The following is a 26,408-nucleotide window of genomic DNA, read 5'->3' as shown; positions in this document are numbered from 1 at the left end:
CATATATTTTACAAATAAATTATACCATGAAATATGACATATTTTGTTGAAATTTTGTTGCAGTTTAACTAGTAAATTAATACAGTTTATCGAATAATTGCATGCTGGCGGTAAAAAAACAGAGACTGCAAACCGCAGTCTCTTACTCATCTTCACACATTATCCTTACATGATACTTGCCCACTTCCATCATGAACCTATTCTTAAGCTCTTCCCCGCATTCAACAAAGGATACCGGAATCCTCTTTGCCCTGCTGAAATTGATATCGAGATTGATATCTTCATCCTTTGAAGTCATTCTAACAACTTCATCAAAAGGAAGCTTTGGCTTAATGCCCTTCACAGTATATCCCTTTCGGTACCTTGCCTTTACAAAAGCATAAATAAGGCTTCTTCCCTCATCAACACAATGTACAGCACAAAGTGCCACATCCTCGAACTTTATCGTCACCCTGGTAAAAGGCCTTACTACTACAATCTTTTTTTCATTAATCGTAATCTTCAATATAAGGCCGCTATATAAAAGAGGCACAAACAGCAATAGAATTGCGATAAAAAAGTAAGTCCAAAAACCGTGGGGTACAATCAAATATATTATAATAATCAGAGCTATTAAAATGGACAGCATTACCAGCGGCCCTCTTATTGCATCCCATCGCCCTTTATATTCAGTCACAGACTTTCTCCTCCTTAGTATTTTGTAAAACTTATCCTGCTATCATTTCTATTATAGATAATCTTTTTTATTTAAACAATAGCCACCTCCTCGGACCTCGAATCTCGTATCTTGTACCAAAAAAGATGCTTTTTGATTATTATCATCTATTCATGTGATTTATATCACATCCAAGATAGTCTTTTTTTAGTAGAATTCTATTATAGTAATAATGAGATTTTATTTTAAAGGAGGAAATTATATGTTCTGCAATCAGTGTGAACAGACCCCCCATGGAGGTTGTACAAAAGTAGGAGTATGCGGAAAGAATGAGGATATAGCCGCTCTACAGGATACAATGATATTCGGCTTGAAGGGTATAGCTGCATATGCTACCCATGCAAGGGAAATGGGCTGCATCGACCCTGAGGTTGATGGCATAACCCATGAAGCATTATATATGACCCTTACCAATTCCAACTTCAATTTGAAGGAGCACATTGATATGGTGCTCAAGGTGGGCTCCGCTACAGTCAAGGTTATGAACCTTTTAGACAAGGCCCATACATCAAGATTAGGAATACCGACACCTATAACAGTATCCCAGGATAAGATTGAAGGCCACAGCATACTAGTTACAGGCCACAATCTGTTTGCTTTAGAGGAGCTGCTCAAGCAGTCTGCAGGGAAGGGAATAAATATTTACACACACTCCGAAATGCTTCCGGCACATGGATATCCTGAGCTTAAGAAATACAGTCATTTAAAGGGCAACGTAGGAAAAGCCTGGTATGATCAGAGAAAGCTCTTTGAGGAATTCCCTGGAGCTATACTTGGGACTACAAATTGTCTTATGCCTGTAAGGGGAACATATACTGACAGATTCTTCACTTACGGCACCGCAGGCGTAGAAGGTGCACAGAAGATAGTAAACGAAGACTTCTCCCCAATTATTGCCAAGGCTCTTTCACTGCCAACAGTAAATATTGAATCGGATAAGACACTTACAACAGGCTTCCATCATCAGACAGTGCTTTCAATAGCTCCTGAAATAATCGAAGCAGTAAAAACCGGCAAAATCAGAAGATTCTTTGTTATCGCTGGCTGTGATGCACCAACAAAGGGCAGAGATTACTTCAGAGAGCTTGCTCTTTCTCTCCCAACGGATTGCGTGCTGTTGACCACCTCCTGTGGAAAGTTCAGATTCAATGACCATGACTTTGGAACAGTACCAGGTACAAATATTCCAAGATATATAGATTTAGGCCAATGCAACAACTCCGGCTCAGCGGTAAAAATCGCTCTTGCCCTTGCAGAAGCCTTCAACTGCTCAGTGAATGACCTTCCTTTGAGCATAGTACTCTCGTGGTTTGAGCAGAAGGCAGTAGCAATACTCCTCGGACTCCTGCACTTGGGTGTTAAGAATATCCATATAGGGCCAAAAGCGCCTGAATGGTTTACCTCAAATGTAGTGGAAGTGCTTCAGAAAAACTTTGACCTCCAGCTCATCAGCGGAGATGCAAAGGCTGACTTGGAAAAGATGTTAGGATAGTAAGAGGTTGCTGCAAAATAGTAAATTTCGAATGGGTCAAGACCCATCCCTACAATATGCTGTGTATTCTCAAAACTGATAACACAGTGTGTAGGGAACGGTCTTGACCGTTCCGCATTTTGCAGCAACCCCTTATTTACATTAAATATTTAACTAATAATTTACTTCCTATCCAAGCTCCTATAAATATGAAAATCCAATAAACCCATCCATGTAAGGACATTGATGCTACTCCGCTGAATAGCGCCCCTATATTACATCCAAACGCTATTCTTGCGCCATATCCCATTAAAAGCCCGCCTAGTACTGCCCCCACTACCTGCTTCCATGACTTTATCTTCTTTATCCTAAACTGTGATGCCAATAAAGTAGCGAGAAGTGCTCCAAAAATGATACCAATATTGGATACAGAGTACATATCCTTTAAAAATCCGCCGCTTAATGCTGCTGCATTACTCTTTTGCTGAAAGTAAAACCATGCTTCAGGATGTCCGCCTATAGCTTGATATATCCATGCCGCCCAGGTAGCAAAGGAAGATGTTACACCCCATGCTTTTCCTGTAGACGCAAACATGCCGATATTCAATAATCCAAGCAGCACTGCACCTACTGTGTATGGCCACGGTTCCTTTAGAAAACTTTTATAATAAACATTGTTTTTTATATCCATGAATTCACCTCCATGCATATTTAAAAGGGATAATTATTTTGTTTTTTCAATATAGACTTCCCAGTGTCCGTTATCAACTTCTTCTATGCCAACATTATGTCCTACTTTTCTAGCCCATTCCGGTACATTTTTCATAGCACAGCTATGGTCAATTTCTACTATTAAAATTTCTCCGACCTTCATAGTATCCATCTTCTTCTGTGTTTTAATCAATGGTACAGGACAAGCCTCTCCCAAACAAACTAGTTTTATTTCTGCCATTTTTGCTTCCTCCTCAGATAATTATCCTTATTCATTCGGCTTTCTGTTTCCAAACCAATCAGCGAATAAAAAAATTGCTAATAATATTGCAAATTGTAGTGCTATTGCTAATGGCCAGCCTAATACCTCAGGTATAAATATCCCTTTATCAGGCATAAATTTACTTGACCACCATCCGAAATCCTTAGCTCCCCATAGTGATCCTATTATAAAGAATACCAGTGAAAGCATCTGCATTAAGAAGCCTTCACCAACTCTCATCAATGTTCCTGAAGCACATCCTCCTGCTATTACCATACCGATTCCGAACAGTATCGCTCCTACTGCAGTGTGTATCCCTACCGGATAGACATTTCCCGGTATAGCAATTCCCTTAGTCGCAGCTGCAAATTGAAGTGCTGCGAAACCAACAGTAGCAGTTGCAATTGCAATTACCACAGCCTTTGTTAAAGAGGTACTCCCAATTAATACCGGATCTCTCAACGAAGCTGTAAAACAAAACCTTGCTCTCTGTAAAATAAAGCCTGCTGCGACTCCTAATACCCACAAAAGTGCTGACTCAGGCTGCTGGATTCCCAAAAAGAATCCTATTCCTATGAAAGCAATTAGAAGTCCTACTCCAAACGGGATTTGATTTACTTTTTTCTTATTTGGTTGTGCAGCTATGGATGTTTTTACTTCAGCCATACTTTTCACCTTCCAATTGAATTGTTAATCGATTAAAATACAATATTCCACTTATTGCACGCCGCTTATGTTAATTGTATAACAAACTTAGTTATACTTACAGTGCTAATAAATGTATATCGTAAGGGATATTAGTTGATAATTATCTTATTATACAATATTAATAATAAATTGATTAATCTGTACAACAGTTAACGGGTGTCGGAGGCGTAGCATCTATATCATCAGGAATATTATTAATGTCATCTACAACTATGAACTTACCATCTAACATACCCATCCAACAACTAAATCCCAATTCTCCCGTCTCCTCTGGAGTAAATTTAATAATATTATAGCCTTCTTTAATCTTCTGTGAAATATTTAGTTTAGGAATAACAATTTCACTATTGCAACTATTTACAGAGTCCCCAGTAATAACCCAATTTACAGGTCTTCCCTTTTCCAGTATAAAGTAGTTGGGTTCATATCCATTTGAATTAGCAGATGTGTTTATTACCTGAAAACCATTCATAATCTCAGGAAGCATTATCTCAGATGTCACTTGCTTTGAATTAATAAAGTTGCCAAGAGTACCATTTCCCTGTAATACTAACCCTCTATTGACAATTATAAGACCTAGAATTATTACTAATACTGAACTTAACTTCAATAATTTCTTATTCAGCCCACTGCTTATATATCCACTGATAGTACCTAACCCCATCATCAAGGGTACTGTTCCCATACTGAACACAAACAGGGAGAAAGCTCCCTTTAATATACTCCCGGTTCCAAGAGCAAATATCTGCATTGTTTGTAGTGGGCCGCAGGGCATAAGGCCTGTAGCCAATCCAATTAATAATGGTGCATTTCTATTATTTTTAAATTTTGATACATCAAAAATTGTGGGTAGTTTAACGTATCTCCTAAGAAATGCAAATGGCTGAAGCATACTCAAGCCCATAAGAATCATAAATACTCCGGCAAAAATTGTGATATAGCCCTTCAGCATCGGTGAAAAAGCAGCTATTGAACCTATGCCTCCTACAATTGCCCCTACGGTTGTGTAAGCAATTACCCTACCCACATTGTATAGAAAAGTAGATTTAATAGGGTTTTCAAAAGCTATACTCTGGGAAATAACTATGCCTCCGCACATCGAAAGACAATGCAGGGATGTTGCTATACCTAATACAAACAATATTCCATAGCTAACCTGTTCCTGGAGCTGTGGAATAGTACTGAAACCAACTGTATCCTTAATAATCAGATAAGAACCAAGAAGAACAAACAATGCAACAATAACACCTTTATAGCTTTTGTGACTTGCTATGCCATCCTCAGTTACTTCTGCTGCATAACCCAATTTATTAATAGCAGCTATTATTGCATCTCTATCATCTGATATACATGATAATTCCCCATTCTCATAAGAAACCTCAAGTTTTTCAACGGCCATAGAGTTAAGAGCATCTTTAATTTTATTACTGCAATTTTGACAATGCATTCCTGTAATTTTCAAAGTCAGTTTCTTTTTCATACAGTTTACTCCTTGAAATATTCTACACATATTTAATACTACTCCAATAATCGTCGTATTAAGAGCAAATTAAAAGGAATGAGTCCTGTAAACTACAGAACCCATTCACTCAAAATTGCATAATAAAATTTTGTCTATCTTATTGGGGTCAATAATAGCCGACAGCCCTATTCAATGAATTCCCGGATATTATTTTGCAGCTTCCAGAGCATTTTTAACAGCATTTATAATACCTTCACTTGCAAGTGTTGCACCTGATACTACCTCCACATCAGGTGAGTTCTTTTCAACGATGGCTGCTGGAATTTGTTCTAAAGCCGGTTCTGCAACTCCTTTGGATTCTTCATGCTCTTTAATTTCAACTTTAGCTATTTTGCCGCCTGCAACTTCTACAGCTACTTTTATTGTATGCATACCTTCTCCTACTCCTTCATAGGTACCATCCTTGTAGCTTACTACTTCTTCAACAGCTTTTTCTTCCGCCTTAGGCTCTTCTTTAGCAGTTTCTGTATTGTTTTCTTCAACTTTAGTTGTTTCTTGCTCAGGAGCAGCTGCTGCTTCGCTTGCTCCTCCGGAGCATCCTGCCAGAGCAGTCCCAAGTAATAATAATATTAAAGTTAAAGATATTATTTTCTTCATTTTATGTTATCTCCTTCACATTTTTACTCATTTATTCTTCATTATTTGTATCATTTTCTTTCTTCTTTTCTACTAAGCCAGCTAAAAAGATACCGATTTCAGCAAGTAGAATCATGGGTCCCGCCAGAATTATCTGAGAAATTATATCTGGCGGCGTTAATATTGCAGCCAATATAAAGATTATAAGTATAATAAACTTCCGATTCTGCTTTAAAAAGCTGACCTTAAGAATTCCAAACCGACTTAAAAGCACCATCAGAATGGGCAGCTCAAAAATTGCCCCAAAGGTGAAAATAGTACTCAGAACAAAGCTTAAATAGCTATTAAAGCTAATCATAGGCTTTATTGCCTCCATTTGGAACCCTATAAAGAAGGCAATCAGTGTAGGTATAACCACAAAATATGCAAAGGTCACACCAGCAATAAAAAATGCACTCCCCAGAATCAAGGAAAATAGAATATATCTTTTCTCCTTACTCTTCAATCCTGGTATTATAAAAAGCCAGATTTGAAATATTAAAAATGGTGCTGAAATAATTAGTCCACCTATTACAGAAAGCTTAATATAGGACATCAAAAGTTCAGCAGGGGCTATGAATACAAATTCAACATTCCTTGCTATATCGATTAAATCCTTAATTATTTTTTCAGCAAAATTATAACAGAAGCCTACAGCTAAAATAAGCACTATTGCAGAATATATTATTCTCTTTCTTAATTCTGCCAAGTGTTCAATCAAGGTCAGGTTTTTCTCATCCTTTGGACTACTAGTTTTTCTTTTCATCATCAGAATCAACCTTTAAATCTTCAGTCACCTTATTTGCTTGAGCTTTAAATTCTCTTATGGCTTTTCCAAAGGTCTTACCAATTTCAGGCAATTTAGCAGGTCCAAAAATTATTAATGCTATAGCCAATATAAGTATTAGTTCTGTTATACCGATTCGTCCGAAACCCATAGCCTTTCCTCCCATCTTCTTTATTTCTTATATAAATTATTTCTTCATCTATATATTTCGCGAAAAACATTTTACATTGTTTATTCAATTGGTAAAATGGTTCAGGTGGAGACATTCTCCACCTGAAAGGGGAATTTCATAGAAATGTTGTTTGCATGTTATGCCAATTCTGCATTTAGTAATTCGACCATCTTTCTTGTTACTTCAGCAGCAACAGCTGCACAACGACTTTTTCTTTCCGCACTTCCGTACTCAAATCCGCTTACTTCCATAAATTTACCAACTGATTCTTCGCACAGTACAGATTCAGAAACAGTTTGAGGAAGTCCAAGGCCTTCCGGTTGATAATTCGGGAACTTTTCTTGTTTATACCATTTTGAAAGCTCTGCCAGTAATTTCTTTGATGTGTCCACATCGCAAACAGTTCCAATACAAGCTGCTGCTGTCCCTATGGTACCACATAAGGTGGCTTGTCCATATCCTCCGGCTGCACTTACATATGCTTCTACTGGTATCTGATTGAATGGATATCCCACCTGGTCTGCCAATTCGCCGAAGAACCCTTCGGCCACGCCAACGCCTCAGCCACCCTTTTCTTTATATCCTTTAAATCCTCTTGCCAATACCTTTTCCGGATCCAGCTTTTTATACGGAAATGGCCACTGAGGTTTCTCTGCTGCTGCGGGTGCAGCTGCGGGTGCAGCAGCAGGTGTTGAACATCCTGTTAATACAGATCCTAAAGCACCTACAACTGTTACTCCGGCAACTGTTTTCCCTACACCTTTAAGAAACTCTTTCCTTGATATTTCATTCATGCTTTTCACCCTCCCATTAGATTGTCAATCGATTAACATAAAATACTTTATTCATTGCGCGCTTACTATGTTAATTATAAAACAAACAATCTATGTTTTGTCATTAGTCTTTCTGATGTATAATAAGAATTAGTTATACTTGAAATACTTAAAAAAATTATATGCCCCAAAGCAAAATAGTCTATAATTATCTTATTACTTAAGAAGAAGGATGGTGGTTGACATGCAGATAGATTACCTTACCTCATTTATTGAAGCAGTTAAACAGGACAGCATCTCTAAGGCATCCAAGAATTTACACATGACTCAATCTGCCTTAAGCCAGCAGCTTCAATCTTTAGAGAAATCTTTAAATGCAAATCTTTTAATAAGAAGTAACAAGGGTGTGGAGTTAACTGAGGAAGGCGAGATAGTATTGAGCTATGCGGAGGCGCTTGTACACATTTATGAAAATATGCTAAAGGAGCTTGTACAGTGTAAGAAATCCGAAATTCATGAGATTAAAATATCCTCCTGCAATAGTGTCGGAGAATACCTCCTGCCGTGTACCTTGCATCTATATAAGAAAAACCAGCCTGATACCAGATTTTCAATAAAAAATGAATATACCAGGAATATTATTGAGCATGTTTTAGACTGCAGTGCCGATATTGGCTTCATAGATTCAAAGATAAATATAGATGGGATTGAATGTATTAATATAACCGACATTGGTTTAATATTTGTATTTTCCAGCAGCCGTATGATACCTAAGAAATCTATCTCATTGAAGGATATCGCAGCTTTACCTTTAATTATCGGGTCAAGCGGAAGCAGTATCAGACAATTTACTGAAGAAATGTTTAAAAGGAATAATATTCTGATTGAAAAATTAAATATAGAAATGGAACTGGCCACTATTGAGTCCATAAAAGCATCTGTAGTGGGAAACCATGGTGTTTCAATTCTTCCGGCTACCTCTGTAAAAAAAGAACTTCATACTAACTTATTGAAGACTCTGCCAATTCAAGAGGGAGCACCAGTCTGTGAAATTTGCGCTATATATCAGAAAAGCAGGGCTTCTCAGCCTCATATTAAAGAATTCATTTCATTTATAAAAAAATATGGGAGGATAACCTTCTGCTAATCCATCTTCTTAATAGTAATTTCCCATATTCCGTTTTCTTCTTCTACATTTATCGCACAGGTAAAATTTTTGAAAGCATCTTTAAGATTTTGGGAGGTACAGCTATGATCTGTGATTATAGTTATACTGTCACCAGGCTTTATTTTTTTATATTGAATTTGCGCCTTTACCAATGGCACCGGACACATATCACCTACACAATCTACTAGTTTATTCATTTAATTAAACCTCCAAATCGTTTGCTTTATCAAATTTTATAAATAACTATCAATAGTATTATATCTATATTATAATGCCTTTTAAATTTTAGCGAATATGTCTTTAAGAATATTATTCGCAGCCGTGTGTCCAGTGTTACCCGTTCCCCCGTAACCTCGTAACCCCCAAACCAAAAGAGCTACCGCGTAACCGTAGCTCTTTTTTCGCCCTTTTTCTTTATCACCTTCAGCCTGAAGAAGTCTTCTCTTTCACGCTCCTCCAGTACTTCAAGTATCCTGCCTACCATTTCCTTATATTTGGGTATCTGAATATTCTGCAGGGCATTTGCCCTTTTCTGCGTCCTTTTTACCTCCATAGCCAGCTTATATACAGAATCCTCGATTTCAGACAGGTCATAAAGCAGCAGCTTCACCTCATGAAACTTATACATAGCAACGTCAAGAGCCGTGTTGGTATGATAAAAGCTGTAGTAATGCGGCAGCTCTGTTTGACCATGTTGTATTTCCGGTATTTCAACACCCATGATGCTCTTAGTCAGCACATCAAAGCCTGTTGCCTCAGATATCGACTCCGCAATCTGTTCCACATTGCTTATGCCCATGGTAATGTTAGCAGTCTGCAGTGCCTCATAAGCTTCGCGGAAAACTACAACTACCTTTTTCTGAATTTCTTCTGCCTTCTGAATGAAGCCCATCATAGTCATGATAAGTACGTTTCTTTTTTTGTCCAGCAGCTCAAAGCCCTTTTCCGAAAGCTCAAGTGAGTTCTGGGCAGCCATCAGGCTTGTTTTTGTATAAGTAATTTCTATCATTTGACTACCTCTTGCCGTAATACTTATCAAGCAGCTCCGGCTTGATCCTGTCAAGCTCTGCCCTAGGAAGCGCGGCTAAAAGCTTCCACATAATATCAAGAGTTTCCAACATGCTTCTATTTCCTTCAAACCCTTGGTTGAGAAATTTCTGTTCGAACTGTCTCCCAAACTCCATGTATTTCTTATCCATGTCAGAAATGTCATCTTCGCCTATTACCTGCGCCAGAGACCTTACGTCCTGTACATGAGAATATGCAGAAAATACCTGGTTCGCAACATCCGGGTGGTCTTCCCTTGTATAGCCCTCTCCAATACTCTCCTTCTGCAGCCTTGACAGAGACGGCAGCACATTAATTGGAGGATATATGTTCCTCTGATGAAGCTCCCTGGATAATATGATCTGTCCTTCCGTTATAAAGCCGGTAAGGTCCGGCACAGGGTGAGTTATATCATCATTAGGCATTGTGAGTATGGGTATTTGAGTTATACTGCCCGTGGAATTTTTTATCATTCCTGCACGTTCATAGAGACTTGACAAATCAGAGTATAAATATCCCGGGTAACCCTTCCTCGAAGGTACCTCCTCCCTGGATGCAGAAAGCTCCCTCAAAGCCTCACTGTAGTTAGTAATATTGGTCATAATGACAAGTATATGCATATTGAGCTCAAAAGCTAGATGCTCCGCTGCAGTCAGTGCGCAGCGAGGAGTTGTGATTCTCTCTACGATGGGATCATCCGCCAGGTTTATGTACATTACCACCCTGTTTGTAACCCCTGCCAGTTCAAAATGTTTTCTGAAAAAATCAGCTTCATCGTGTTTTATGCCCATTGCAGCAAAAACTATAGCAAAATTACCTTGCTCCTCCCCTGCTATCCTCGCTTGCTTTACTATTTGCGCTGCAAGCTCATTATGTGGCAGGCCTTCTCCCGAGAACAATGGCAGCTTCTGACCCCTTACAAGAGTAGTAAGCCCGTCAATTGAGGAAATACCTGTCTCAATATAGTTCCTCGGATATCTTCTCCCCACAGGATTGATTGGCCGTCCGTTAATATCATATTTCTTTTCGGAATAGAAGCCTGCTCCATCTATGGGCTCTCCTATGCCATTGAAGGTTCTTCCCAATATATCCTTTGACAGAGGTATCTCCATTGGTTTTCCTGTAAATGCAACACTGGTATTGTTGAGTGAAATGCCGGAGGTGCCTTCAAAAACCTGGATTATTACCCTGTCACCGTCAATTTGTACGACCTTCCCTTTTTTATGACCTATACCCTCTACTTCTATATCCACAACTTCACCAAATATAGCTTCCTTTACCCCGCTAAGTATGATGAGCGGACCTTCAACCTTCTGCAGCTTTAAATATTTCAATCTCATTGCCTGCTCACCTCTTTGCTATACATGTTTTCCAAGCCGTCATAGAAGCTGTCAACCTCTTTGATTATTTCATCGAACATCTCCAGATTGTCTTCTGAAACATTGTATTTCATGGTAGTGATCTTATAAAACAAATCATCATTTTTTACCTTCGATATTGGAACGCCCATTTTTATACACTTATAAGCTTTATCATACAACCGGTCAATTACCTTAAGCATTTTATGCTGCTTCTTCAAAGACACATGAGCATCGTTCTTATGATAGGCATTCTGCTGAAGATAACCTACCTTTATAACCCTTGATACTTCAAGTATCAGCCGCTGATCATCAGGCAGTATATCCTCTCCAACCAGTTTTACTATTTCCATGAGCTTATCTTCCTCTTGAAGTATCCTTAGAAGCTTTGCTCTAAGCTCCATCATATCAGGTGCCACATTTTCCTCATACCAGGGACCAAGGTCTGTTATATATCCGCTGTAGGAGCGAAGCCAGTTGATGGCAGGATAGTGCCTTGCGTAAGCCAGTGATTTGTCCAATGCCAGGAAAGTACTGACCACCCTTTTGGTGTTCTGTGTGACCGGCTCGGAAAAATCCCCCCCCGCCGGAGATACTGCCCCTATTATAGTTATTGATCCGCTTCTTCCTCCCAAGGCTTCTATATCCCCAGCCCTCTCATAGAACTGAGCCAGCCTTGATGGCAGGTAGGCAGGATAGCCTTCTTCAGCTGGCATTTCTTCAAGCCTTCCTGAGATTTCTCTTAGGGCTTCAGCCCATCTGGAGGTAGAGTCAGCCATAATTGCTATATTGTATCCCATATCACGGAAGTACTCAGCCATAGTTATCCCTGTATATATTGATGCTTCCCTTGCAGCCACAGGCATGTTTGAGGTATTGGCTATAAGTACCGTTCTCTCCATTATGGATTTTCCGCTTCTGGGGTCGATTATTTTGGGAAACTCCTCGAGCACTTCCGTCATCTCATTTCCTCTTTCTCCGACGCCTATGTATACTATAATGTCAGCATCACTCCATTTCGCAAGCTGATGCTGTGTTATAGTCTTCCCTGTGCCGAATCCGCCGGGGATAGCTGCCGTACCTCCCTTTGCCAAGGGGAAGAAAGAATCTATGACCCTTTGCCCCGTAACTAGTGGTTTGGATATAGGATTTCTGTGGCTGACAGGTCGTGACTCTCTGACAGGCCACATCTGATACATCTTCAGCTCATAAGGTCCCTGCTCAGTATCCAGCTTTACAAGCACCTGCTCGATGTTGTAGCTGCCGTTCTTTTCTACAAAAACTACTTTACCTCCTATATTAGGGGGAACCATAAGTCTATGTTCTATAAGCGTTGTTTCCTGCACCCTGGCATATATGCTCCCTGCTTCCAATAAATCTCCTGTCTTCACGAGTATTTCTACATCCCACAGTTTTTCTTCATCTATCGAAACCAGTCCTACACCTTCAGGGATAAATGCTGTACCCGTCTCGTACATTCTTTGCAGCGGACGCTCAATTCCATCAAATATGTTTTTTATTATACCAGGACCCAGCTTTACAGAAAGAGCCCTCCCGGTGGAGATGATCCCTTCTCCCCTTATAAGGCCTGTGGTCTCTTCATATACCTGGATGGTTGCAGTTTCCTTATCAACAGAAATCACCTCTCCGATAAGCTGTTTTCGCCCCACCAGCACCATTTCCCTCATTTTCAGGTTCTCAGCACCCATTACCCTGACTACCGGACCATTTATGTATACAATACTTCCACTTTTATTTTCCATTGTCCTGCACCTCATCAAGCCTGAGGGATACACTGCTCCCAATCAGCTCACGATTTTCTTCAATCAAGGATTTCAAGGTGTAGTCCACCTGTATTTCCCGCTTATCATCCTCTGCGTAGAAGCCTCCTATTATGCTCTGTCCCGCTTCCTGCAACATGCATCTGCCCTTCAATTCACCTGAGGATATCTGCTGGTTGATGAACTCCTTTAAGACTTCCAAGTCTCTCTTTGTAAAATAAAGCTGCAACGAGTCCGACTTTTCAAAGGCAGTTGCAGCCTTGATAAAGCTTCTGGACAGATAACCCTTGTAGTCTTCTTCTGAGACAAAGCTCTTGGCTTCCTGAACTAAAAGCTCGGTTATTTCACTAATCAATTGCTGTCTTTTATCAAGCAATTGGTGATAAACCTGAGACTTTGCCTTTGCGATAAGCTGCTTTTTATCCTTCTCCGCCCTTTTCTCCGCCTCTTCAAGAATGACTCTCTTTTTAGCTTCCGCTTCCTCTAAAAGTCTGTTTTTTTCCTTTTCAAAGCTTTCTACTGCTTTAAGCCTCTTGTCAGAGGAAAGTTCTTCTATATCCTTGAATATCATCTTACTGAAAAGCTCAATTTTATCTTCAACTGATACTGCCATGGCTCGTCACCTCATATCTTCAGCCCTATGGACTCTTTAATGTAGTTAGTTATATAATCGCTCTCGCGTCTTTCCCCATGCCTGTCAGGTATAATTGTGACTATAGGTTTGGTCTTATCCAGCCTCACCGCCTTAAGCTCCTCTGCAACCCTTTCTGACAGCAGCTCCGTCACTAGAAGTATGCCAATATCCTTGTTGCTGCAGGCACCCTCAATAGCATCCAGTATCTCGCCTCTTTCATGGACCAATACACCCTTTATTCCCGCAAGCCTCATTCCGGTCAGGGTATCGACATTGTCACTGATAAGGAAAAACTTCATGATTGTTCTCCTTCACAATTGTCCTAGTATGATTATTGATATTATAAGCCCATATATAGCTATACCTTCAGCCAAGCCTACAAATATCAATGTTTTACCCAGTATCCTCGGATTTTCCGATACTGCACCCAAAGCTGAAGAACCTACTGCGCCAACTGCATAGCCAGCACCAATAGTAGCAAGTCCTGTTGACAGCCCTGCAGCTAAAAAGCCCAATCCGGCATTGGAGCTGTCTCCCTGTGCGGCGTTCACTATACTAGGAGTAAGTACGAAGAGAAATAAAGCTATGAGAAACATATAGGAAACCAAGCTGATCCTGAGCATATTTCTGACTTTCTTCCCCTGCATATTCCCTTTTGACCGATACAGTATAACCCCTAGTCCTATCGTGAATAGCACTATCCCAATGGCAAGTTCCAATATTGTATACATTTCAATGCCTCCTAACTTTAATCATTTTGCATTTGAATTTAACCATAATGCACGACCACTGGCCGCCCCTACAGCGGAACGACGAGGGCAACCTTCCCTACTACCCATCTGTATTTGCTTCATTAAACAAGCCTATTGGCCTATACTCGACTCCATAGCCCGAATAATACTTGCTGAAAAGCTCATAATATTCAAGCCTAAGGCTTTGTATAAATACAATTAGTCCCTCCAGCCCTATAATGATAATATTGCCAATAACAAGAACTATAATTCCTCCCACTTTGGAGTTCAGCATCTCAGCCATCGTAGCAAAGGCAACATACAATCCCACATGGTTAAGAGCAAAAGCACCCACCCTTATGAAGGATATTATGTTGGATGCAACCGAAAGTACCGTCTCTATTACTCCGAACCCTGCTTCTATATAATAATCTCCGGGAGACTCCTCATATAGTTTATGTCCTGTAAGCAGACCCGCCAAGGGCTGCTTAAACACCATTACAACCAGCAGTGCAGCCATTATCCCTATGGGCAGGCCTATAGAGACAGCCAAATGGCTTGTAGCCTTCCCCCATACAGTATAAACCAGCGTCAGGAAAAACAGGAAACCCACCAGCCCTTCCCGACCAAACAACCCCTCTTCCACGTTTCTGGAGCTATAATGATTCAATAGACTGTATATGTAACTAATTGTTATTAATATCATTCCCAGCACAATAGCGGCAATAAGCATCGTATTAATATTAGCCATAGGTCTTATAAGCAGCGGTTCTATAAGTTCTTCTGAGCCAAATATGCTTCCATATAATGCTCCGAAGAGCATAGAGCTGGCTCCAAGCCTTGCCAGTATCCCTCCAAAGCTTTTGTTCTTCATTTTATAGCTCATGAATAGACCGCCCAATAGGATTATCAACCCCTGCCCCAAATCACCAAACATTGCCCCAAAGAGCAGCATATATGAAATTGCAAAAAAGGGCGTAGGATCCTTTTCCCCGTAGCTGGGAGTACCATACATGCTTATCAGCGTTTCAAAAGGTCTAACCAATATATTGTTCTTTATTTTTGTCGGAGGTGCATGACCATGCCTTCGATCTTCAACATTATCAGCCATCAGTACAATGCTGTCACTGAAGTTCTGCTGAATTTTATTGCTGATACCATCTAATTCACTGTCGGGCACAAATCCAAAAATGAAAAACATGTTATGCCCTAGTGCAGCATCCTGCTTTACCTTTTCTGCCTTTTTCTCCAACTCCAGCAGTGTATAAGCTTTGACTACATCGTCCTTGTATTTTTCTCTGAGCTCTAAAACAGATGCTTTTAGCTCATCTACCAAGCTTCTTTCCTTATCGATTTCCCTTTGCAGCCGCTTTGTGATATCCAGTGCATTTCCGTTGTATCCATCAGGCAGCTCAAGCTCCTTATAATTCAGGGATGCAAATATTCTCTCAGCTTCCTCCCCAAGATCCTCGGGAGTTAATGCAGCTATTACTATATTTCTATCTATAGCGGCAACACGAAATACCACAGAAGGTACATTTTCGATGTTGAGTTCAAGCTTCTTAAAATTATCATTAGATAGCATAAGCAGCCTGAACCTTATGAATCTCATGTTTTTTAACTCTTCTATCTTCAAACTGGTATTCCTAAGATACCCCACATTTTCCAGGTAACGCTGCAGCCTTTCAATATTAGCTGTCTTTTCTCCTATGCCTCCAGAGATATTGCTGACACCCTCGTGTACCTTCCTCAAGTCTGAAGTAATATTTTCATACTCGTCGCCAATACTTAAATATTTCTCACAAATCTCAAGCTTCAGACTGAACAGTTCCTGGAAAGCCTTTATCATTATCTCATCCTTTGATAAATCTCTCCTCACTATATATGGCCCAAGGTGAGCCAATTCCTGCAAAGCCTGCATATGCTCCTGTGAAGCCGAGAGATTTATGTTGTTGGAATTCAACTCAGATAGAGCATTCATTACATGGGTGCTGCCGCTCATCACTATCAGGCGCGAAATCTTGTCCAAATCCGAAAGCTTTCCAATAATACTCACTATTTTCATTCTTTCTACAGCCAATACATATCGCCTCCTCTTAGAGCTTTCTTACAATATATTTATGCGCCTCTTCTGCCGGTATTTTATATCTTATGGCTTCTACTATGGAGATTATGTCCTTTACCTCGTACTCCAGAAATATTATGAATGCAAAGGCGCTTATAATAGAAAGGTTATAGTTCCTCACCAAAGCTTTAAGCTCAAAATATATATGACGTTCCATTCTTCTCTCCATATATATATCAGTGGTTTCATCCTCCTTGAACATGAAGCTGTACTTGGTGGTTTTCACAAGCCGGAAGAATTCCTCAAGGTTCTGTGCATAGCATAGTGATTTCAACAAATTGAAATCTAATCTATAATTAATATTAATCGTATAGTTCAGAAGCTCTTCTGGGCTAAGTTTGTAAAACTTCTTACCCCTATATACCCACTGTATATTCAGGAGGTCAGCAATAATTCCCTGCGCATGCTGCAGTATTTCCATATCCCTCTTGGAAAGCTTGCTCCATTCCCTCTGCAAAATGGTGTAGTATGACATATCGAGAACCATTTCAAATCTGAATAAATTCTCAGTAAAATTCCCATCCACTAAAGGTTCCAGGAACTTATAGAACTCAGAACCTTCAAGAGCAGCTATTATATCTCTTACATGTTTTGCTTCGAAAACCTTGTTCGTATCAAGCTTACTGTACTTTCCTATGAAGGTGCTGCTTTTAAAATCTCCCGCATCCTGGCCGTTATACACAGCTCTGGCTATTGCCTTTAACTCCTCTATCTCATATTTGGCATAAAGTGTCTTGATGAAATCTTTATAATCGCCAGTAAAATAATGAATTATCTTGTCTATACTCTTAACCATGTTCTGCTTGATAAGATTTTCAAGCATTCCCCTATGGACATCTTCCGCAGCCACACTTGCCAGCACTTCAGAGTAGGCAGACTTTTCCTTAAGATATCTTGCCACCTCTGTTGATGATTCCAACTTGAGCAAGCTTGCATAATCTTCATCCTTAAGGAATTGACCTTCCATTGTCTTTATCTTGGCATTCACAGCAGCAAATCTGGTGACATTATCCATAAATACTACCTCTCAATATCAAGGAGTTGCTTCCAAATAGCTTTGGCTGCGACCTCTTTTAAGCTTAAAGCAGCGGTTTGAAGCTCATTAATCTTTAATTTTGCTGCCTCATCCATTTCCTTAGCTTTCAGCTTAGCATCCTCAATTATTTCATCATGCTTCTGCTTTGCCAATACTGCCGCTTTTTCCAGGACAGCATCAATGCTCTTCAGCTCACTCCTGCTGCGTGCCTCCTGCTCCGCAAGCTCAGCATCCCTCTCGCCCATCATCGCCACAGCCTTTGAGTCAAGCTCAATAAGCCTTCTAATATATGTATCCAGATTTTTTTCCAATATATCACCTTCAAAATAATTTAATAGCATTATATAGATTATGTAATATCTGTTAAAGAAAGTCAATTTCTATAAAGAAGAATTACATGCCTAAATAACTGATTCAGTCTTAGAATATCTATTAATATGGAGTTTAATACTATTATTGCAGTTTATAGCATATTAATTCAATCATGTTTCTGTCATCTCTTACATAATTATGTTTTATCGAGTTTAATGACTATTCGGAACAGTCAGTATATTAAGTCGAAAAATCTTGTGAATTCTACTTCGACTGTGATAAAATTGTATTATTATCTATAATTGGAGGTGATTGTGTGGAATTGTATCAAAACGAGTATTTTTCGCTTATAAGTGATAGCGATAGCTTGTACATTTCTGTTCACCGCGCAGGATATGAAATCCGTGAGTTTAATAACCTTCTATTAGATATGCCCACAATACAACTCCATAGTTTTGCCAACCTGAAAAATGCATTGGACAATTCATCAGGGCTCAGGATTTTTATAGGAAATATAAAGCCTAGGGTGGAAGTAATAATTTCCGTTGATGAGATGGAAGCAAAAATAAAGCTTAATATCACTGCAAAAGAATTTGCAGATAATAAAATACCAATTTCCTCAGAAATAATCTCTGCACTTAATAAAGTAGAGGTAAGCGAAGGCTTGGATGAACTCTTCCAAAAACCAATTACCGTACAAAAAGAGATAATAATCGCAAAAGGGGTCAAACCCAAAGATGGCAAGGATGCTATAATCAAATACTATGAAATCCAAGAAAAGAAGCCAATAGTGAAAGATGATGGATCGGTTAATCACTATGAGCTTAACCTTATTGACAATGTCAAAAAAGGAGACTGGCTCGGAGAGAAAATACCCCCTACCGAGGGGAAACTCGGCAGGACTGTCAACAACAAGATGTTACCAGCCCGAAGGGGAATTGACTTCAAGCTCAAATATGATAGAAAAACTGTTGAAGAGCTTGAGGAGAACGGAAAAACTGTACTTAGAGCTGCAATAGATGGTGCTGTGATAATCGAGGGAGACAAAATAAGGGTGGATAATCACCTTATTATAGCTGAAGACGTTGGCTATGAGACTGGCAATATAACCTTTGACGGATATGTAACAGTTAAAGGCACTATAAAGGATGGATTCTCAGTAATAGCTAAGAATGACATCTCTATACAGGGCAATATGGGCTTGGGAGTAGTTGACAAGCTGATTTCCAAAGAAGGCAGTATATACATCAAGGGTGGTATCTTTGGCAAAAACATATCAGTTATAGAAGCTAAGAAGAGCGTTTTTGTAAAATACTGCAATGCGTGTAGAATTACAGCAGGAGAAGATATAAATGTTGGCTTTTATGCACTTGACAGTAATCTCAAAGCCAAAAATGTAATTATGGATTCTATACATGGGAAAGTAATCGGAGGTACTATAACTGCTGAAATCCAAGTTGTAGCGGGAGTGATAGGCAACAAATCAGAGAAAAAGACCTATATCACTGTCTCAGGCTTTGACCGTGTGGCGATTAAGAACGAGTTCGAGCAGCTCCTTGAAAAATATAAGGTTATGTTGACTGAAGTCAACAAAGTGAAGCGGCAAATCGAGTTATTTGAACTCAACACATCTGATGCTGAATATGTAAACAGCACTGAATACAATCAGTATTTAAGGAAATATGAGGATATACTTGGAGGAATAAGGATGCTGGACGAATATAGGAAAAGACTCCAACAGATTCTTGAAACCAAGGGAGAAGGCGAGATCGGTATTTCCAAGGCTGCATATCCGGAAACCGTTATTGAAATAAAGAACATGCAGAAGAGAATCAACTCTATAGTAAGGGGCAGTTTTTATGTTATAGATAAGGAACTTCATCACAATCAATAAGACTTTAAAAATACGGCTGGTCTTCACCAGCCGTATTTTTATTCTTCTATCTTTATTCTGTGATATGTCTTCTTGCCCTTCTTTATGATAAGCTTTCCATCCTTGAGGCCGGCAGTACTTACAGCAAAGTCTATGCTATCCACCTTGGCATCCTCCACCAGCACTCCTCCCTGGGCTATAAGCCTTCTAGCCTCTCCTTTGGAAGGTGCGAGGCCGGTCATAACCAGAAGGTCAATGATATTGATGCCTTTATCCAACTGCTCCTTTGGCATTTCAGTGGTAGGTATGGATTCGGAATCCCCGCCTCCGCCAAACAGTGCCTCAGTGGCGTTGTGAGCTTTCACTGCCTCTTCTTCTCCGTGTACTATCTTTGTCACTTCAAAAGCCAGAGCTTTCTTCGCTTCGTTTATCTTCTCACCCGGCAGGCTGCCCAGCCTTCTTACCTCATCCATAGGCAGGAAGGTCAAAAGTGCAAGACATTTCTCAACATCAGCATCGTCGACGTTTCTCCAGTACTGGTAGAAATCGTAGGGGCTGGTCTTCTCCGGGTCAAGCCATACTGCGCCAGCCTGTGTCTTGCCCATCTTCTTGCCTTCGCTGGTAGTGAGCAGTGCAAAGGTCACACCGTAAGCTTCCACTCCCTCTGCTCTTCTTATGAGGTCTGCACCGGCCAATATGTTGGACCACTGGTCATTGCCCCCCATCTGCAGCCTGCAGCCGTATCTCCTGTATAGCTCAAGAAAATCATAACCTTGCATCAGCATGTAGTTGAACTCCAGAAAGGTCAGCCCTTTCTCCATTCTGCTCTTATAACAATCTGCGGCCAACATTTTATTTACCGAGAAATACACTCCTACTTCCCTGAGAAAGTTGACATAATTGAGCTCCAGCAGCCAATTGGCATTATCGTCCATAATGGCTTTATTGTCATTGAAGTCTATGAGCCTTTCAAACTGTTTCTTGAATCTTTCACCATTGTGAATTATGTCCTCACGGCTCAGCATTTTTCTCATATCTGTCTTGTCTGTAGGATCTCCTACCATTGTCGTACCGCCCCCTATCAGAGCTATAGGCCTATGTCCGGCTCTCTGCATGTGGGCCATCGCCATTACTGTCAGGAAATGCCCTGCAGTAAGACTGTCAGCAGTTGGGTCGTAGCCTATATAAAAAGTGACCTGCTCCTTACCAAGGAGCTCCCTTACCTCTTCCTCATGGGTTACTTGTTCTATAAAGCCTCTTTCCTTCAGGATGTCAAATACATTAGTGCTATTCATGTTATTACCTCCTATATTAATATTATAGAAATCAAAAAAGCCATTCATCCACAAAGGGACGAATGGCTCGCGGTACCACCCTAATTGGTCTTGCATTAAAGCACAATCTGCAAAACCCTCTTTAGAATACTTACATATTCCCTTCCCTTTATAACGGAGGAAGCTTCCGGCAAGACCTACTCGATATCTTTCAGCCCGCAGTTCAGAGGTGTATTTCATAAGCTTATGCTGCCGGCTTGCACCTTCCGCCGACTCTCTCGCTGCACAGTCTGTTGTTCCAGAGCTGCACATAAGCATCCACAAATTACTTATCCCCATCATTACCATTAAAAATTTAGTTAGATTTATTATATAATCATAGTATTATTGTGTCAACATAAAAGTATACTCAAGTTGATATTTAGCATTGCATACTGTACAATTAATTCTATGAATGCTTTCAAATACTTATACGGGAGACATATAAATGAAAAAATCTACAAAGGCAGACCTTGCTCTGCTGCTTGTTACTATATTCTGGGGAGCAGGCTTTCCTGCAACCAAAATAGCTCTTCTAACCATGACACCATACTATCATATCGGATTCAGGTTTGCTGTAGCAAGCATACTGCTGGCAATTCTTTTTCATAAGAAGCTCAAAGATTTGAGTATGGACTTGGTAAAACCGGCGTTAGTACTGTCCTCACTGCTTTTTGCAACCTATGCTCTTCAGACTGTAGGCATACAGTATACCACCGCCTCAAAATCCAGCTTTTTCTCCGGTCTTGCAGTACTTGTTGTGCCTATATTCTCAATATTTTACCTTAAAGCAAAATTGAAATTAAAGACAATAATAAGCGTACTCACAGCTACTATGGGCCTATTTCTGCTGTCCTATAACGGCAGTGATTTCAATTTCAACCTTGGAGATTTCCTGACCATATTATGCTCTGTATGCTATGCCTGGCAGCTTTTATTCACAGGAACCTATGTTCAAAAATATGATACTACACTTCTTGCTATTATACAGCTGTTCTTCGTATCGGTATTCGGAATGATTTTCGCTGTTATATTTGAGCCCTTCCCTGCAGGGATGTCAACGCCCAGCTTCTGGTCCTTGATGTTCTCGGCGGTGCTTTGTACAGCCTTTGCCTTCTGGATGCAGACTACTACACAAAAGTTCACTCCGGCAGCACATATTGCGCTAATCTTTACAATGGAACCGGTGTTCGGAGCTCTGACCTCCTTCCTTGTATTAGGAGAGGTGATCGGCGTCAAGGGAATCATCGGCGGTATGTTCATAGTAGCAGCAATGCTCATTTCAGAGCTGCAATGGCTAAAAAAAGATAAAACACTCTCTGAAGAAGATACTACATCTTCTTAGGCTGAAAATACCCTCCCAAGGATGACCTGACATCCATTGTGGTTATAAAAGCACCGCAATCACAGCCGTCAATTATTTCATAAAGTTTTCTTATCTTCTTTCTGTCCAATATTATATTCAACATGTAGCTTTTTCCTTCCTTGCCCTCACCTTCGAAAATAGTAACCCCAAAACCTGCATCTCTTAGACTCTGAACTAGCTCCTCCAACATTTCCTTTACTATTACCTGGGCAACCAATCGTCCTATGGACAGCTTCTCTTCTATCTTGCTTCCGATTATATTTCCTGTAGCATAGCCGAGACAGTAAGCGATTATGAGTACCGGCTTGTTAATATTTCCTACTACCTTTCCCAATACTATAAGATAAATCATCACCTCAAAAAATCCAAGTACAGATGCAATCCTTCTATGTCCTTTAACCAGCAGTATAGTTCTCATGGTACCTATAGAAACGTCTATGATTCTTGCGATAAATATAAATAAAGCTTGTAAAAGAATACTCACACATCTCTCCCCCTGTTTTAAAAAAAGTTCAAAACCGCTATATAATTAATTCTATACTTTTTCTTTTCTTCCTTCCTTTATAGTCATTCTGTAAAAATTGGCAGGATAAGTGTCAATAATTTTTTGTCTTTATTATCAAAATATAAATATGCATTTAAATTTGTCAATAATAACAGAACATAATTTCTAAGGAGGGAAATAGTTAATGAAAAAATTCAAGATTCTTATCTCCGCAATGGTTATAATGCTTATGCTCATTTCTATACTCAGTGGCTGTACCTATCAGCCTGCAAGAAGGTACATCCAGACAGACCCCAATAACCAAGTGGCACCAAACACCCCTGTCGTTCCAAACAATGTAGTCGGCAGAACAGGGAATACTACAGGTGACAATATGATATCAGCTACTTATGAGATGGTAGACTTCAGCAATCTCACAATTAATGGTGGCAGTTGTAATGTAAGAACCGGTGCGGGAACAAATTACTCATCCATAGGAAAAGTCACTTCCGATCAAAAAATCAGGGCTCTTGGAAAGCTCGATGGCTGGTATGTTATAAAAATGCCCGATAGTGGTAAAATCGGATGCATACCTGCGGCAAGTGCAAAACCCGCTGGCGCTGGCGCTGGCACAGCAACTAACACAAATATGACAACAGGCACAGGAACTGTAACTCCCGCTCCCACACCACGGACTACTACTGGGGGAGGCACGACTGGAGCAGGGACTACCGGAGCAGGGACTACCGGAGCAGGGACTACAGCAGCCGGATCAGGCACAATGTCTTCTGATGAATCAAGGATACTTCAGCTGGTTAATGCGGAAAGAGCAAAGACAGGTGCTAAACCGCTGGCTTCTAACGCAGATTGTACAAAATTGGCTAGGATGAAATCACAAGATATGGTTAATAAAAATTACTTCAGTCACCAGTCTCCAACTTACGGCTCGCCTTTTGATATGCTGAAAGCCAATAATGTAAGCTATATGTATGCAGGAGAGAACATCGCTATGAATCAGAGCGCTGATGCAGCCTTTCAGGCATGGATGAACTCAGAAGGCCATAAGAAGAATATATTAAATCCCAACTTCACAGATCTTGGAGTCGGTATAGCTCCCAAAGGCAATGGAAGCAACATCTACACTCAAACCTTCATTGGAAGATAAAAAAAGCGGCTTTCGCCGCTTTTTTTACTTATTCGCACTCCAAACCGGAGCGATATTTACTATGCAACAACACTCTTTGCTTCTTTGACAATTCGTTTGTTTTCTCCATCTTGGACAATAACGGCACAAACAGCGTCACCCATGACGTTGACAGTCGTTCTGATCATATCGAGTACACGGTCAATACCGGCAATCAGAGCAAGGCCTTCCATGGGCAGCCCAACCGACTGCATAACCATGGTCAGCATGATCAATCCGGCACCGGGAACGCCGGCAGTACCAATAGATGCCAGCACAGCGGTAAAGACAACAGTGGCCTGCTGTGCTATGGAAAGGTCGATACCATAAATCTGAGCGATAAACAGAGCACAAATTCCCTGATAGATAGCTGTTCCGTCCATGTTAACAGTAGCGCCTACGCAGAGGCAGAAGCTGCTGACTTCTTTGCTGACACCAAGGTTTTCCTGGGTACACTTCAGGGAAACCGGCAGGGTCGCGTTGCTGCTGGAAGTAGAGAAAGCAACCAACATTGCAGGAGCAAAACCCTTCAACCATTTCCTCCAGCCAAAGTGACCAAGGTATTTGACATATGCGCCATAAAATACTAGACCATAAATAGCGCAGGCAAAGAAGACGGCTAAAACAACCTTTAACAGTGGAAGTAGAATTTTGGGACCGTTCGTCGCACACACAGGAACGATCAAACAGAAAATAAAGAACGGAGCAAGATACATTATGAAACCAACGATTTTGAACATAACCTCATTAAAGGCCTCGCAGATATCCTTAACAAGTCTCGTTTTTTCTCCGCCTACAGTTATGCCGCAGCCAACAAGCAGTGCAAAAACGATTATCTGCAGCATGTCTCCGTTAGCCAAAGAGGCGAAAGGGTTGGTCGGAATCATGTTAAGAAGGGTTTGGACCATGCTAACCGGTTCCTTTGCAGTATACGTAGTACCCACGGGAATGGTCAAACCAAGACCGGGGTTCACGATATGGGCTACAACCAAACCAACAATAGTGGCCAATGTAGCGCTAAAAAGATAGAACAGCATAGTTTTGCCGCCAACTCGCCCCAGGGTTTTAGGGTCACCCATGGATGCCGTTCCCAGGATGATTGAGGCCAGTACTAACGGGGGAGTGACCATTTTAATAGCATTCAGAAAAACCGTACCGAAGGGTTTGATCCAAGTATTAACAAAGTCAACCGAACCTTGAAGAGTAAGCCCAACGATAATACCAAGAATAAGACCAATTAAAATTTTAGTGGACAATGATAGTTTTTTCATCATAACACCTCCATTATTATTTATACTTAAACTATTGTATTAAAATAACTATTTGTCCATGCTTTATTTGAATTTATTTGTATATTTTACTCGTCATTACTTTTATGTAATATATTGTATTGTGATAGCTTTTTATATGTATTTCTGTCGTTTTCCCTCTATACTCCGTTGACAATGCTCGAATCATGAATAATAATTGTAATATAAATTAAATGTACATAATAATAACAGGCAGGTGGAAATGATTTATGAGAATAAGAAATAATCCAAGAGCACTTGATACGATTAAGCAGTATGAAGATATAGTTGTTTTTAAACCTCAGGATTTTAAGGGTAAATGGAAGGAACATTTTGCTAAGAAAAGAGACGATAAGCTAGATGCGTCAATGCATGTGGAACTGGGAATGGGCAGGGGGAAATTCATAACTACCAAGGGACTGCTTCACAAAGATGTTAATTTTATAGGTATTGATCTAAGGCACGAGATAATTCTTTCAGGCTTGGAAAAGGTACTTAAGAATGAGCTTGATAATGTGATACTGATGCCTTATAACATATTAAATCTTGAAGATGCTTTTGAGATAGGAGAGGTGAATACCTTCTATATAAACTTCTGTGACCCCTGGCCAAAGTTAAGACATTCTAAGAGGAGGCTTACTCACAGGCTTCTCCTGGAAAAGTACAAGACCTTGCTGAAAGATGGAGGCAGAATAGAATTCAAGACTGACAGCAGAGAGCTTTTTGATTTCTCTGTAAATGAGTTCAAGGAGTCCGGCTATGAAATCCTTGACTTGACCTATGACCTGCTCAGTGGAAATTATCCTGAGAATATTACCACTGAGTATGAAGAGAAGTTTATTAAGAAGGGGATTAAAATAAACAGGTTAGAGGCAATAGTGAAGAAGTAATTAAAAAGAGGCATAAGTGGCTAATAAAGAGTAATGCATATCAGCGAGCACTTTATAATGCTTTGGGTAACAGAACTGAGTG

Annotated in this window: 29 protein-coding genes and 1 other annotated feature; of the genes, 6 read left to right on the top strand and 23 right to left on the bottom strand. The window is 40.1% G+C overall.

The annotated features are described in order from the left end of the window. Window positions 1-142: 142 nt before the first annotated feature. Complete coding sequence (locus VEB00_00605; GenBank protein ID HYF81516.1) at window positions 143-676, bottom strand: hypothetical protein; 534 nt, start codon at window positions 674-676, stop codon at window positions 143-145. Window positions 677-917: 241 nt separating this feature from the next. On the opposite strand from VEB00_00605, the gene hcp reads away from it, so the two are divergent. Beyond that, window positions 918-2,207: a hydroxylamine reductase gene (gene hcp, locus VEB00_00600; GenBank protein HYF81515.1), complete on the top strand. Its 1,290-nt coding sequence runs from the start codon at window positions 918-920 to the stop codon at window positions 2,205-2,207. Between the two features lie 136 nt (window positions 2,208-2,343). On the opposite strand, the gene VEB00_00595 is transcribed toward hcp, so the two are convergent. The 9 genes from VEB00_00595 to VEB00_00555 form a co-directional block, all read right to left on the bottom strand. Then, complete coding sequence (locus VEB00_00595) at window positions 2,344-2,877, bottom strand: YeeE/YedE thiosulfate transporter family protein (GenBank protein ID HYF81514.1); 534 nt, start codon at window positions 2,875-2,877, stop codon at window positions 2,344-2,346. A gap of 33 nt (window positions 2,878-2,910) precedes the next feature. Beyond that, entirely contained in the window at window positions 2,911-3,138 is a 228-nt protein-coding gene (locus VEB00_00590; protein ID HYF81513.1) for a sulfurtransferase TusA family protein, read from the bottom strand. A 27-nt stretch (window positions 3,139-3,165) separates the two neighbouring features. Continuing rightward, window positions 3,166-3,825 carry a YeeE/YedE thiosulfate transporter family protein gene (locus VEB00_00585; protein ID HYF81512.1) on the bottom strand — a complete coding sequence of 220 codons (660 nt, stop codon included), beginning with the start codon at window positions 3,823-3,825 and terminating at the stop codon, window positions 3,166-3,168. 175 nt (window positions 3,826-4,000) lie between these two features. After that, window positions 4,001-5,347, bottom strand: a complete 1,347-nt coding sequence (locus VEB00_00580; protein ID HYF81511.1) for a sulfite exporter TauE/SafE family protein — start codon at window positions 5,345-5,347, stop codon at window positions 4,001-4,003. A gap of 189 nt (window positions 5,348-5,536) precedes the next feature. Then, window positions 5,537-5,986 carry an FMN-binding protein gene (locus tag VEB00_00575; GenBank protein ID HYF81510.1) on the bottom strand — a complete coding sequence of 150 codons (450 nt, stop codon included), beginning with the start codon at window positions 5,984-5,986 and terminating at the stop codon, window positions 5,537-5,539. A 31-nt stretch (window positions 5,987-6,017) separates the two neighbouring features. Further along, on the bottom strand, window positions 6,018-6,773 hold the full coding sequence (gene tatC, locus VEB00_00570; GenBank protein HYF81509.1) for a twin-arginine translocase subunit TatC: 756 nt from the start codon (window positions 6,771-6,773) through the stop codon (window positions 6,018-6,020). After that, window positions 6,754-6,942 (bottom strand): twin-arginine translocase TatA/TatE family subunit, encoded by a 189-nt coding sequence (tatA, locus tag VEB00_00565; protein HYF81508.1) that lies wholly within the window; start codon window positions 6,940-6,942, stop codon window positions 6,754-6,756. Before tatA ends, tatC begins: the two co-directional genes overlap by 20 nt. Window positions 6,943-7,100: 158 nt before the next feature. After that, entirely contained in the window at window positions 7,101-7,514 is a 414-nt protein-coding gene (locus VEB00_00560; GenBank protein ID HYF81507.1) for a C-GCAxxG-C-C family protein, read from the bottom strand. Between the two features lie 9 nt (window positions 7,515-7,523). Further along, window positions 7,524-7,757 (bottom strand): hypothetical protein, encoded by a 234-nt coding sequence (locus tag VEB00_00555; protein ID HYF81506.1) that lies wholly within the window; start codon window positions 7,755-7,757, stop codon window positions 7,524-7,526. A gap of 223 nt (window positions 7,758-7,980) precedes the next feature. Between VEB00_00555 and VEB00_00550 the strand changes: the two genes are divergently transcribed. Beyond that, window positions 7,981-8,883, top strand: a complete 903-nt coding sequence (locus tag VEB00_00550; protein ID HYF81505.1) for a LysR family transcriptional regulator — start codon at window positions 7,981-7,983, stop codon at window positions 8,881-8,883. On the opposite strand, the gene VEB00_00545 is transcribed toward VEB00_00550, so the two are convergent. The 10 genes from VEB00_00545 to VEB00_00500 form a co-directional block, all read right to left on the bottom strand. Beyond that, window positions 8,880-9,101 carry a sulfurtransferase TusA family protein gene (locus VEB00_00545; protein ID HYF81504.1) on the bottom strand — a complete coding sequence of 74 codons (222 nt, stop codon included), beginning with the start codon at window positions 9,099-9,101 and terminating at the stop codon, window positions 8,880-8,882. The genes VEB00_00550 and VEB00_00545 overlap by 4 nt on opposite strands. A 179-nt stretch (window positions 9,102-9,280) precedes the next feature. Continuing rightward, window positions 9,281-9,913 (bottom strand): V-type ATP synthase subunit D, encoded by a 633-nt coding sequence (locus VEB00_00540; GenBank protein HYF81503.1) that lies wholly within the window; start codon window positions 9,911-9,913, stop codon window positions 9,281-9,283. 4 nt (window positions 9,914-9,917) lie between these two features. Then, window positions 9,918-11,291, bottom strand: a complete 1,374-nt coding sequence (locus VEB00_00535) for a V-type ATP synthase subunit B (GenBank protein ID HYF81502.1) — start codon at window positions 11,289-11,291, stop codon at window positions 9,918-9,920. After that, window positions 11,288-13,072: a V-type ATP synthase subunit A gene (locus VEB00_00530; protein HYF81501.1), complete on the bottom strand. Its 1,785-nt coding sequence runs from the start codon at window positions 13,070-13,072 to the stop codon at window positions 11,288-11,290. The genes VEB00_00535 and VEB00_00530 overlap by 4 nt, the downstream gene beginning before the upstream one ends. Next, window positions 13,062-13,703 (bottom strand): V-type ATP synthase subunit E family protein, encoded by a 642-nt coding sequence (locus tag VEB00_00525; GenBank protein HYF81500.1) that lies wholly within the window; start codon window positions 13,701-13,703, stop codon window positions 13,062-13,064. Before VEB00_00525 ends, VEB00_00530 begins: the two co-directional genes overlap by 11 nt. An 11-nt stretch (window positions 13,704-13,714) precedes the next feature. After that, window positions 13,715-14,023, bottom strand: coding sequence for a V-type ATP synthase subunit F (locus VEB00_00520; GenBank protein ID HYF81499.1), 309 nt, complete (start codon window positions 14,021-14,023; stop codon window positions 13,715-13,717). Window positions 14,024-14,035: 12 nt separating this feature from the next. After that, window positions 14,036-14,455 (bottom strand): ATP synthase subunit C, encoded by a 420-nt coding sequence (locus VEB00_00515; GenBank protein ID HYF81498.1) that lies wholly within the window; start codon window positions 14,453-14,455, stop codon window positions 14,036-14,038. Between the two features lie 100 nt (window positions 14,456-14,555). After that, entirely contained in the window at window positions 14,556-16,535 is a 1,980-nt protein-coding gene (locus tag VEB00_00510) for a V-type ATPase 116kDa subunit family protein (protein HYF81497.1), read from the bottom strand. Window positions 16,536-16,551: 16 nt separating this feature from the next. Continuing rightward, on the bottom strand, window positions 16,552-17,595 hold the full coding sequence (locus tag VEB00_00505) for a V-type ATPase subunit (GenBank protein HYF81496.1): 1,044 nt from the start codon (window positions 17,593-17,595) through the stop codon (window positions 16,552-16,554). Between the two features lie 5 nt (window positions 17,596-17,600). After that, window positions 17,601-17,927, bottom strand: a complete 327-nt coding sequence (locus VEB00_00500; GenBank protein ID HYF81495.1) for a hypothetical protein — start codon at window positions 17,925-17,927, stop codon at window positions 17,601-17,603. A gap of 317 nt (window positions 17,928-18,244) precedes the next feature. Between VEB00_00500 and VEB00_00495 the strand changes: the two genes are divergently transcribed. Next, complete coding sequence (locus tag VEB00_00495; protein ID HYF81494.1) at window positions 18,245-19,822, top strand: FapA family protein; 1,578 nt, start codon at window positions 18,245-18,247, stop codon at window positions 19,820-19,822. 38 nt (window positions 19,823-19,860) lie between these two features. Here the strand turns inward: VEB00_00495 and tyrS are convergent, their stop codons facing one another. Next, window positions 19,861-21,096 (bottom strand): tyrosine--tRNA ligase, encoded by a 1,236-nt coding sequence (gene tyrS / locus VEB00_00490; GenBank protein HYF81493.1) that lies wholly within the window; start codon window positions 21,094-21,096, stop codon window positions 19,861-19,863. Window positions 21,097-21,147: 51 nt separating this feature from the next. After that, window positions 21,148-21,426 (bottom strand) — a binding site (T-box leader). Window positions 21,427-21,562: 136 nt separating this feature from the next. Between tyrS and VEB00_00485 the strand changes: the two genes are divergently transcribed. Beyond that, complete coding sequence (locus VEB00_00485; GenBank protein HYF81492.1) at window positions 21,563-22,459, top strand: DMT family transporter; 897 nt, start codon at window positions 21,563-21,565, stop codon at window positions 22,457-22,459. On the opposite strand, the gene VEB00_00480 is transcribed toward VEB00_00485, so the two are convergent. Next, on the bottom strand, window positions 22,446-22,964 hold the full coding sequence (locus VEB00_00480) for a DUF2179 domain-containing protein (GenBank protein HYF81491.1): 519 nt from the start codon (window positions 22,962-22,964) through the stop codon (window positions 22,446-22,448). The genes VEB00_00485 and VEB00_00480 overlap by 14 nt on opposite strands. Window positions 22,965-23,169: 205 nt before the next feature. Here VEB00_00480 and VEB00_00475 point away from each other — a divergent pair, with 205 nt between their 5' ends. Next, the gene (locus tag VEB00_00475) at window positions 23,170-24,129 is read left to right on the top strand and encodes a CAP domain-containing protein (protein ID HYF81490.1); all 960 of its coding nucleotides are present in this window, start codon (window positions 23,170-23,172) and stop codon (window positions 24,127-24,129) included. Window positions 24,130-24,188: 59 nt separating this feature from the next. Here VEB00_00475 and VEB00_00470 read toward each other — a convergent pair whose 3' ends face one another. Further along, the gene (locus VEB00_00470; GenBank protein ID HYF81489.1) at window positions 24,189-25,418 is read right to left on the bottom strand and encodes a dicarboxylate/amino acid:cation symporter; all 1,230 of its coding nucleotides are present in this window, start codon (window positions 25,416-25,418) and stop codon (window positions 24,189-24,191) included. Between the two features lie 248 nt (window positions 25,419-25,666). Between VEB00_00470 and trmB the strand changes: the two genes are divergently transcribed. After that, window positions 25,667-26,326 carry a tRNA (guanosine(46)-N7)-methyltransferase TrmB gene (gene trmB, locus VEB00_00465; protein HYF81488.1) on the top strand — a complete coding sequence of 220 codons (660 nt, stop codon included), beginning with the start codon at window positions 25,667-25,669 and terminating at the stop codon, window positions 26,324-26,326. The last annotated feature ends 82 nt before the right edge of the window (window positions 26,327-26,408 follow it).

Source organism: Clostridia bacterium, from assembly GCA_035628995.1.
GTDB lineage: Bacteria > Bacillota > Clostridia > Lutisporales > Lutisporaceae > BRH-c25.
Note: the sequence above shows the minus strand (reverse complement) of the source record. Positions and strands in the feature narration are given on the sequence as shown.

Excerpts from the sequence above, each read along its gene's own strand:
- VEB00_00555 (HYF81506.1), bottom strand. The coding sequence starts at position 7,757 with ATGAATGAAATATCAAGGAAAGAGTTTCTTAAAGGTGTAGGGAAAACA.
- VEB00_00525 (HYF81500.1), bottom strand. The coding sequence starts at position 13,703 with ATGGCAGTATCAGTTGAAGATAAAATTGAGCTTTTCAGTAAGATGATA.
- VEB00_00530 (HYF81501.1), bottom strand. The coding sequence starts at position 13,072 with ATGGAAAATAAAAGTGGAAGTATTGTATACATAAATGGTCCGGTAGTC.
- VEB00_00575 (HYF81510.1), bottom strand. The coding sequence starts at position 5,986 with ATGAAGAAAATAATATCTTTAACTTTAATATTATTATTACTTGGGACT.
- VEB00_00550 (HYF81505.1), top strand. The coding sequence starts at position 7,981 with ATGCAGATAGATTACCTTACCTCATTTATTGAAGCAGTTAAACAGGAC.
- VEB00_00585 (HYF81512.1), bottom strand. The coding sequence starts at position 3,825 with ATGGCTGAAGTAAAAACATCCATAGCTGCACAACCAAATAAGAAAAAA.
- VEB00_00590 (HYF81513.1), bottom strand. The coding sequence starts at position 3,138 with ATGGCAGAAATAAAACTAGTTTGTTTGGGAGAGGCTTGTCCTGTACCA.
- tyrS (HYF81493.1), bottom strand. The coding sequence starts at position 21,096 with ATGAATAGCACTAATGTATTTGACATCCTGAAGGAAAGAGGCTTTATA.
- VEB00_00545 (HYF81504.1), bottom strand. The coding sequence starts at position 9,101 with ATGAATAAACTAGTAGATTGTGTAGGTGATATGTGTCCGGTGCCATTG.
- hcp (HYF81515.1), top strand. The coding sequence starts at position 918 with ATGTTCTGCAATCAGTGTGAACAGACCCCCCATGGAGGTTGTACAAAA.
- tatA (HYF81508.1), bottom strand. The coding sequence starts at position 6,942 with ATGGGTTTCGGACGAATCGGTATAACAGAACTAATACTTATATTGGCT.
- VEB00_00470 (HYF81489.1), bottom strand. The coding sequence starts at position 25,418 with ATGAAAAAACTATCATTGTCCACTAAAATTTTAATTGGTCTTATTCTT.
- VEB00_00515 (HYF81498.1), bottom strand. The coding sequence starts at position 14,455 with ATGTATACAATATTGGAACTTGCCATTGGGATAGTGCTATTCACGATA.
- VEB00_00485 (HYF81492.1), top strand. The coding sequence starts at position 21,563 with ATGAAAAAATCTACAAAGGCAGACCTTGCTCTGCTGCTTGTTACTATA.
- VEB00_00580 (HYF81511.1), bottom strand. The coding sequence starts at position 5,347 with ATGAAAAAGAAACTGACTTTGAAAATTACAGGAATGCATTGTCAAAAT.
- VEB00_00595 (HYF81514.1), bottom strand. The coding sequence starts at position 2,877 with ATGGATATAAAAAACAATGTTTATTATAAAAGTTTTCTAAAGGAACCG.
- VEB00_00505 (HYF81496.1), bottom strand. The coding sequence starts at position 17,595 with ATGGATAATGTCACCAGATTTGCTGCTGTGAATGCCAAGATAAAGACA.
- VEB00_00520 (HYF81499.1), bottom strand. The coding sequence starts at position 14,023 with ATGAAGTTTTTCCTTATCAGTGACAATGTCGATACCCTGACCGGAATG.
- tatC (HYF81509.1), bottom strand. The coding sequence starts at position 6,773 with ATGATGAAAAGAAAAACTAGTAGTCCAAAGGATGAGAAAAACCTGACC.
- trmB (HYF81488.1), top strand. The coding sequence starts at position 25,667 with ATGAGAATAAGAAATAATCCAAGAGCACTTGATACGATTAAGCAGTAT.
- VEB00_00535 (HYF81502.1), bottom strand. The coding sequence starts at position 11,291 with ATGAGATTGAAATATTTAAAGCTGCAGAAGGTTGAAGGTCCGCTCATC.
- VEB00_00540 (HYF81503.1), bottom strand. The coding sequence starts at position 9,913 with ATGATAGAAATTACTTATACAAAAACAAGCCTGATGGCTGCCCAGAAC.
- VEB00_00475 (HYF81490.1), top strand. The coding sequence starts at position 23,170 with ATGAAAAAATTCAAGATTCTTATCTCCGCAATGGTTATAATGCTTATG.